The organism is Synechococcus lacustris str. Tous (assembly GCF_003011125.1).
Classification (GTDB): domain Bacteria; phylum Cyanobacteriota; class Cyanobacteriia; order PCC-6307; family Cyanobiaceae; genus Synechococcus_D; species Synechococcus_D lacustris.
Window position 1 is genome coordinate 1 of the sequence record NZ_PXVC01000091.1, and the last position, 8,015, is coordinate 8,015.

Here is an 8,015-nt window from a genome sequence, read left to right on the forward strand (position 1 = left end):
GGTAATCAGGCCAGGGTAGAAAACAACACCACCGTATTTTCCACCAGCACCCGCAATTTTAATAATCGCCTTGGTGATGGCGCCCAGGTGTATTTAGGTAGCGCTGAATTGGCCGCTGTGTGTGCTCAACTCGGCAGGATTCCAAGCAAAGAAACATACCTTGAGATGGCAGCAAAAAAAATTGATCCAAACCAGCAAGAGCTCTATCGCTATCTAAATTTTGATCAAATCAAGGCTTATCAGTCATAATGCACCCGCCGGCAACACAAAAACGCCATCGGGGCGTTGATAGCCATAACCCTTGCCGCACACCACCGCTAAGAAAGCTGGCTCCCCTGTGCGTTGACTATCAATTTGCTCACGGAAATGCAGTAACCCTTGAGCTGCAGCTTCAATCTGAGCTACTCCTAATTTGATTTCAATTGCACCCCAGCGGCCATCTAGCAACTGAACGATTGCATCTACTTCCACACCATATTTATCACGGTAATGGAATATCTCACCATCCATCGCCTGCGCTAGCACCCGCAGGTCGCGTATCACAAGTGATTCAAATAAAAACCCCATCCATTCCAGATCTTTAAGCAAACGATCTGGGCTTGCCCCCATAGCTGCCACTGCCAAAGAGGGGTCGCAGAAATGACGTTTTGGCGCCTGCCTAAGGGCTGCTTTTGAACGCAGATGGGGTCGCCAGGCCGGTTGATTTTCAAGCACCATTAATCGCTCTAGTGCCTGCAAATAATCGGCCACAGTACGGGGATCAAGGGGGCCATCACTACCGCCAACATCAGCTGCCAATGTGGCCAAACTCACSTCGGTGGATACATTGCGCCCAAGCGATCGCAGCAATGAAGCTAACCGTTGCGGATCACGCCGTTTTGTATCTACCCGCTGGAGATCCACCTGCTTTACCTGCTCCAAATAATCGCGGGCAGCACGGCATGCCGCCCCTGTTGATTGTTCAAGCTGACCTGGCCAGCCGCCACGGCAGATCAGTTCTGCCAAATCCGTAATTGCAAGGCCTGGATCAGCGCAYTTAACAGGTTCAGCATTAAATAGTGCCGCCAATGAAACACTGCCTTTGCCAGCGCCGCTTTCGTGCAGGGTCATGGGCCGAAGCCGTAWAAACGAAAATCGACCCGCTCCGGTATGGCGTTCAACATCATCAGCTGGTACCGCAGAGCCAGTGAGCAGAAATTGACCAGGCCCTTGTACTTCATCTACCGCCCGGCGCACCAAATTCCAGAGCGCAGGCTCCACCTGCCATTCATCCAGCAAACGCGGTCGCTCACCAGCCAACACCAAAGCAGGATCCACCGCTAAAGCTTGTCTGGCTGCGTTATCAACATCCAGCAGCACCGTGGATGCTGCCAACTGCTTTGCCATCAAGGTTTTTCCGCAGGCCTTTGGGCCTTCAATTACCACTGCACCAGCAGCGGCAAGGCAGAAACGCAATTCAAGGTCAGCAATGCGGGGCCGATAAAAGAACGCCATACATGCTCCCCAATGCAGTAAATGGCGAGATTCTAATGCGGTTTTTGGCGAGACTTCAATGCAGAAAATGGCTTAATGCCAATCTTCCAGATCATTAAGCAAGCGATCTGGGAAATAGTAATCATTACTTGGCTTTCGGCACTTGTTTCGATCGCCTCCACCAAGGATTGGGAAATGCACTTACAGAAATAACGCCCAAACCAGGCCGCCAGGCCAAACTGGGGCAAACGCAAGCCCGTTAACACCCTGAACCAGGAAACCCTGCTGTTTGAACCAGCCCAGCCGCAGCTGGGGGCACTAAAAACAGTGCTGGCTTTCCCTAGCACCTACAGCGTTGGGATCACAAGCCTGGGTTATCAGGTGGTGTGGGCAACCCTTGCCAAACGCCCTGACCTAGATGTGCGGCGTTTATTCACGGATCAAGGTGATCCACCTCACCGCCATTGCAACCTATTTGGCCTCTCGCTCAGCTGGGAATTAGATGCACCGGTGCTGCTTGATCTTCTCGAGCAACAACGAATTCCCCTCTGGGCCCTAGCAAAAGTGCCTGGCATCTATGTGCCAAGCCTTTATCAACCGMGCTACAACGATTCAGSGGAGTTAATAGCAGTTGAACCGATAGAAGCTGGCATACCAGCAACGATTAGCAAACAAACCTGGCGCGGCAACACCCTTAGCCATTCCAGCGTGATTACACCTGAGGCGGCCTGGCCATCAATCCATATGGTGGAAGTGGTTCGCAGCTGCCCTGAACTATGCAGGTTTTGCCTCGCTAGTTACCTAACCCTGCCTTTTCGCACTCCCTCTTTAGATAAGGGCCTAATTCCAGCGGTGGAACTTGGCCTTAAGGTAACCAAAAGGCTTGGTTTATTAGGTGCATCCGTTACCCAACATCCACAGTTCAGTGAATTATTAAGCTGGTTAAATCAGRATCAATTTGATGGCACCAGGGTTAGCGCTAGTTCGGTGMGAGCTGCCACTGTAACGCCGCAGTTAGCARAAATACTAGCCAAACGCGGTAGTAAATCACTCACGATTGCAATCGAAAGTGGCAGCGAACGCATGCGYGAGGTGGTGAATAAAAAATTAGCAACGGATGAGATATTTGCAGCTGCCCGCTATGCAAAAGAAGGTGGCCTATCTGCCCTAAAGCTTTATGGCATGGCTGGTTTACCYACTGAAACCGATGCTGATATAGAAGCCACAGCTGAATTATTAATAGCCCTAAAAAAAGCAACGCCWGGCTTACGCCTTTCCCTAGGCGTAAGCAGTTTTGTACCAAAGGCCCACACCCCTTTTCAATGGGAGGGCCTTAGGCCGGAGGCAGAAAAACGCCTAAAGCTTTTAACGAAACGATTGCAACCAAAGGGGATTGAGCTACGACCCGAAAGTTATGGCTGGAGTGTGATCCAAACCCTGATCTCCCGCAGTGATCGGCGTTTAGCTGCAGTGATCGTGGCGGTGCGGGGCCATCACGAACAATTGGGTGGTTGGAAAAAAGCCTATMGAGAACTWGCAAGCCAAAATCAAAACCATGGCGTTCCCCTACCCGCCTGGCAGCAGCTGATCCACGGSAATTGGCAGCCKAGTAGATGCCTGCCCTGGGAYCACCTGGAAGGGCCATTGCCMAAATCAACTTTGCTTAAACATCGCAATACATCCCTAACAGGCCTTTGAAGCTTAGARTGSKAGTAATTACGACCCCACCATGGAAAGCTTCAAAGCCACAAAAATTTCAGGCAAGATCCMAGCCAAAAGCAACTCAATAGTTMARAAAAAGAAATTGCAGCCAAACAACCCATTGGTTCCTGAAGACAGTGCTTACCAAGCTAGGCATGAAATAAGAAACAATGAACTGTTGGTTCAGTGGAGTGAGAAAGCATCAGCAACTGAGCGAAAGGCGGTGCATGCTGAACTGAATACAGAAGTTATCAGYAGTTTTCACAGCAAAGCAATGCAGGCAAGTGGATCTGGAGTGCTTGAACTTGTTAAGGATCGCCAGGGCAATAGGGAAGTAAAAGAATTACAAGCTGYTTTTAAAAAACAACCAGAAGTGATATTTACYGAACCAAATCAAGAGGTGCRCATTCAACTAATTAGTAATGATCCAAKTATTAATTCGATGTGGGGAATGCAGGCCAGTGGCTTTGGGATAAAGGCGGTTTCCGCCTGGGATAAAAATCTGGTTGGCAGTTCAAAAGTAGTAACAGGTGTTGTTGATACAGGTATCGACTACACCCATCAAGATCTTTATCTTAATGTGTGGCTGAATCAAGGTGAACTCAGAAATCTAAGTTTCTTTGGTAATCTTAAAGACGTAAATAAYGATGGCTTAATTRGCTTTCGCGACCTAAATGATTCCCAAAATCTTTCGAATAGCTCCACTAAATTAATAGATTGGAACAAAAATGGTTACATTGATGCAGGCGATCTACTCGATAACCGTGCTGGCTGGGAAGATGGCAAAGACAACGACAGCAATGGCTATATCGATGATTTAATTGGTTGGGATTTTGCTAACAAAGACAACGATCCATTTGATGATAATGGCCATGGCACCCATGTTGCGGGMACTATTGGGGCAATGGGTGGTAATGCCATTGGCGTAACTGGGGTTAATTGGCAAACTCAAATGGTCCCCTTAAAATTTATGTCATCTAACGGTAGTGGCAGYCTTTTATCTGCGGTAGCGGCAATTGATTACTTTACAACAGCTAAAATTCAAGCCGAGGCAAGAGGCGAAAGCAGTCGCTTTGTTAGTACAAATAACTCCTGGGGAGGAGGTGGCTATTCACAATCCCTCGCTAACAGTATCCAAAGGGCAAATGACCAAGGCCTGCTATTTGTGGCAGCAGCCGGCAATGGAGGCAATGATGGCATTGGTGATAATAATGACGTTATCGCTAATTATCCATCAAACTACTCAAATAATAGCGTAATTGCAGTTGGCTCAATAACAAGTTCTGGGGCGCTTTCAAGCTTTTCTAATTATGGATTAGTTAATGTAGATATTGCAGCTCCAGGATCCTCAATCCTTTCCACTCTGCCGGGAAATAAATATGGCAGCCTCAGTGGAACATCAATGGCTACYCCACATGTGGCAGGTGCTTTGGCATTATTGGCTGCAGCGGCACCCCAAGCCACAGGCGCCCAGCTCAAGGAAGCATTGCTGAAYAGCACAGCAGCAACCCAATCACTGGCGGGTAAAACTGTTAGTGGTGGACGCTTAGATGTATCAGCCGCTTTAGCCAAATTACAAAATTCACCTGATCCAAATCCTGTTACAAACCTAACGCTTTGGGGTACTAACGGCAGCGATAGCATCACTGGGGGCACTGGCAACGACAGCATTACAGGTGTACTAAAAACAGGAACTKCTGCAAWAGCCTTAGGCAWGGGTCAAATTGATGYATTAACAGGCGGAGCAGGCCAAGATACTTTTCTACTTGGAGATAGCCGAGGTATTTTCTATAACGACTACAAAAATAATAACCTTGGCRACGCTGATTATGCGCTCATTAMAGACTTCAACTTRGYAGAMGATAAATTGCAAYTAAAGMGCGGCAGCTATCTCTTCAATRCTTCAAGCGGAAGCCTTTCACTGTATTGGGATCGCAACAAYAAYGGCTCCCTCAATACCACCGGAAAYAATCAAGATGAGCTAATAGCAGTTTTAAATAATATTACTGGCTTGAGCAATAATAATATTAATTGGGTTTAAACCCCTGGGGCCAACAGGCGGCCCGTAATCCCGCCAATAAAAGCCAACCAGCAACATTAACCCTGCCATCATAWAGGGGTAGATCAGTTGCATGAAGCAGCACAAGTATCAATACTGCAGCCCACCAGGCCCGTTCAAATAAGCCAGCTTGATTAATACCTAGGCAAGTAGCACGTAACAACAACCACAACACCACGGCAATCAACAATAAAGCAGCTGGCATGCCATGGCTGATGGCTAAATCAAGGGGCAAATTATGGGGATGGCCGTGCCATACGCCAGCGCGCATTGGATAGATCAAGCTGAATGCCGCAGCGCCCCAACCCARCCAGGGCCTYTCCGCCACTAAACCAGCCGCCACCTGCCATTGACCCAAGCGRGTTGATGCCATTGGTCGATCGCTAAAGGCGATATCACTAAGGCGAACCCAGATTGCTTCCGGCACTAAAAARCGGCAGCCGTTTTGCAATAGTTCCGGCACCCCAGGCAAAACTGCAAAGAGCACCGGCAGCAGTAATAGCAGCAACAGTGGCATCAACCACARCCAWCGGCCTGGCCCCAACAGCAATGGCACTGCCAACACAGCTGCACCCCAGCCATTACGGGAATCCGTGAGATATAGGCAGCCAACATGACTAACAACCAACAGCAACARCCAGGGAAAGCGGCGCCAACTTTCCAATGCAGCAGCAAGTAATAAGGGCCAACTAAATGACAACCAAGCTGCCGTAATATTGGCATAATCAAATAAACCAGAAAGGCGACCCAGTGGCATACCACCTGGCGCCATATGCCAGATCAATAAACCACCCAGGGCTTGCCAGGGGCCACTCCARCCGAAAARYAATTGACCAATACCCGTAATTAATACCGGCATGGTGCTAGCGATAAATAACAGCGCCACCCTTCTCCTTGCCGCAGCTGTTGCCATATAGGGCTGAAAACCCCAAAAGCCCCAAAAAAATGGCAGCCAATTACCTAAACCCACCCAAGCCAACCAACCGCTATGGGCCCAGGGGGCACTAAGCAACATCAAGCCAGCAATTAAGGCAAATACACGATTTAACTTGTCGCTCCACCAYGGCCGCCTATGGCAACGGCTGCCCTGCAGCAATGCCCAAAACAATGGGGGTACCGCCAGCAAAAGGCTGCTGGCCAGCAGCAAAACGCCCAATTGAAATGCAATCCAGCCTGAGGCCGTAGCTGCTGCRGGCCGTTGGCAGCGCAGCCAGTTTGTTATTGCTGCAAAACCCATCAAGCTAGTCAAACACCGCCGTGCGACCRCGGGAAACCATCACCTGGTGGCATAGATGCAAACGCAGGGCACGGGCTAGGGCTAGCCGTTCCATATCCCTTCCCTTGCGGATTARATCCTCCACATCATCCCGGTGGCTCACATGRACAGTGGCCTGCTCAATGATCGGCCCTGCATCTAAATCTTCCGTTACGTAGTGGGCGGTGGCACCAATCAATTTCACACCACGCTCCCAAGCCCTTTGRTAGGGCCGCGCTCCCGTGAAAGCGGGCAGAAAGGAATGGTGGATATTTATTACYTTTGGAAAATTCTGTAARAAATTAGCGCTTAACACCTGCATGTATTTAGCAAGCACCACCAGCTCAATTGCTTCTTCCTTTAATAAAGCTAATTGACATTGCTCTACTTCTGCTTTTGTGGCGGCATTGATTTCAAGCAGCTCAAACCTGGCGCCAAAATCCTCAGCTATTTGCCGCAAATCCGGATGATTACTAATCACCRGGGGCACCTGCATCGGCAATTCACCAGCCTTAGTGCGCCAGAGCAGATCGAGCAAGCAATGGTCTTGCTTGCTAACAAATAGGGCCACTCGGGGCAGATGATCGGAAAAGTGCAATTGGCCATCACCACCAAGCCGCTGGGCCAGAGCAGTGGCCGCCGCAGGAATCGCCTCCCGGGGCAGGCCAAAACCATCTAGGTCCCATTCGATCCTGCTTAGAAATAAACCAGCACCGCCATCAGTGTGGTGATCAGCGTGGCGGATATTGCCCCCATTAGCTGCCACCCAACCCGATATTTCACTCACCAAACCAGGGCGATCGGGGCAGATTAATTGAAAGATCGCCGTTGCTTTTTTGCTGAGCAAATTGGTTCGCTGATTATTTATTTGTGAATTCATAAAAAGTGCTAAATTGCAACTCGAAGTGCCTGAAGTTGCTGCTCACGCGAGGCAACTAAATKCTTTTCTGCTGATGCCAATAAATTAAAAATACCATGGTCTAACACTTGATAAAACACCAGGCTGCCCTCYGGCTTTCTAGCAACAACACCTGCAATCGTAAGTAGCTTTAAATGTTTAGAAACCAACGCCTGGCTCAAACCAGTTTCTTGAACAACCGCGGTTACGTTTCGAGGCCCTTCCTGTAAAGCACTCAAAACTGTGAGGCGATTGGGCTCGCTAAAAACCTTGAAATATTCAGCCAAAGCCTCCATGTAGGTCAACCAACATCTGAATCATTCAATGCTAACAGCTTGCAATGATGAAATGAACAAGAATTAGCCCTTGCTATCACTGCCTTGAGATAGCAGCCAAGCAAGCCCGCCTGGTGAGGGCCATTGAGGTGAGCGTTGGGCTTTGCCAACCGGATCTAGGCCAACAACTGCCATCGGTAACCAACAGGTTGCTGCAGGTGTGAAAACGATTCCAACGATCCAGCACTGATCGCTCAGGGTTATCGCCCATGGGTGCACCACCTAATTCATGGATGTAGTAGCCGGGTGGTGGCACCGCCTGGGAGCCGGCGGCACTAGCCGTTAGCCATGGTT

8 protein-coding genes are annotated in these 8,015 nt (G+C 49.3%); 3 read left to right on the plus strand and 5 right to left on the minus strand.

Features of this window, described 5'->3' with window-relative positions; genetic code table 11:
* Positions 1-249: hypothetical protein (locus tag C7K08_RS12020; RefSeq protein WP_133165252.1), on the plus strand; the 249-nt coding region annotated here is incomplete at its 5' end.
* Here the strand turns inward: C7K08_RS12020 and C7K08_RS12025 are convergent.
* A complete protein-coding gene (locus C7K08_RS12025; RefSeq protein ID WP_106500835.1) occupies positions 244-1,494 on the minus strand; it encodes an ATP-binding protein in 1,251 nt (416 codons plus the stop codon). The two genes, C7K08_RS12020 and C7K08_RS12025, sit on opposite strands and share 6 nt — an antisense overlap.
* 306 nt (positions 1,495-1,800) lie before the next feature.
* Between C7K08_RS12025 and C7K08_RS12035 the strand changes: the two genes are divergently transcribed.
* Both C7K08_RS12035 and C7K08_RS12040 read left to right on the plus strand, forming a co-directional pair.
* Positions 1,801-3,171: a B12-binding domain-containing radical SAM protein gene (locus C7K08_RS12035; protein WP_106500837.1), complete on the plus strand. Its 1,371-nt coding sequence runs from the start codon at positions 1,801-1,803 to the stop codon at positions 3,169-3,171.
* A 277-nt stretch (positions 3,172-3,448) separates the two neighbouring features.
* On the plus strand, positions 3,449-5,215 hold the full coding sequence (locus C7K08_RS12040; protein ID WP_106500841.1) for a S8 family peptidase: 1,767 nt from the start codon (positions 3,449-3,451) through the stop codon (positions 5,213-5,215).
* Here C7K08_RS12040 and C7K08_RS12045 read toward each other — a convergent pair.
* The 4 genes from C7K08_RS12045 to C7K08_RS12060 form a co-directional block, all read right to left on the minus strand.
* The gene (locus tag C7K08_RS12045) at positions 5,202-6,470 is read right to left on the minus strand and encodes an O-antigen ligase family protein (RefSeq protein WP_106500838.1); all 1,269 of its coding nucleotides are present in this window, start codon (positions 6,468-6,470) and stop codon (positions 5,202-5,204) included. The genes C7K08_RS12040 and C7K08_RS12045 overlap by 14 nt on opposite strands.
* 4 nt (positions 6,471-6,474) lie before the next feature.
* Positions 6,475-7,368 (minus strand): formyltetrahydrofolate deformylase, encoded by an 894-nt coding sequence (gene purU / locus C7K08_RS12050; RefSeq protein WP_106500839.1) that lies wholly within the window; start codon positions 7,366-7,368, stop codon positions 6,475-6,477.
* An 8-nt stretch (positions 7,369-7,376) separates the two neighbouring features.
* A complete protein-coding gene (locus C7K08_RS12055; RefSeq protein ID WP_106500840.1) occupies positions 7,377-7,682 on the minus strand; it encodes an ArsR/SmtB family transcription factor in 306 nt (101 codons plus the stop codon).
* A 76-nt stretch (positions 7,683-7,758) separates the two neighbouring features.
* On the minus strand, positions 7,759-8,015 hold a 257-nt coding region (locus C7K08_RS12060; protein ID WP_241537241.1), incomplete at its 5' end, for a GMC oxidoreductase.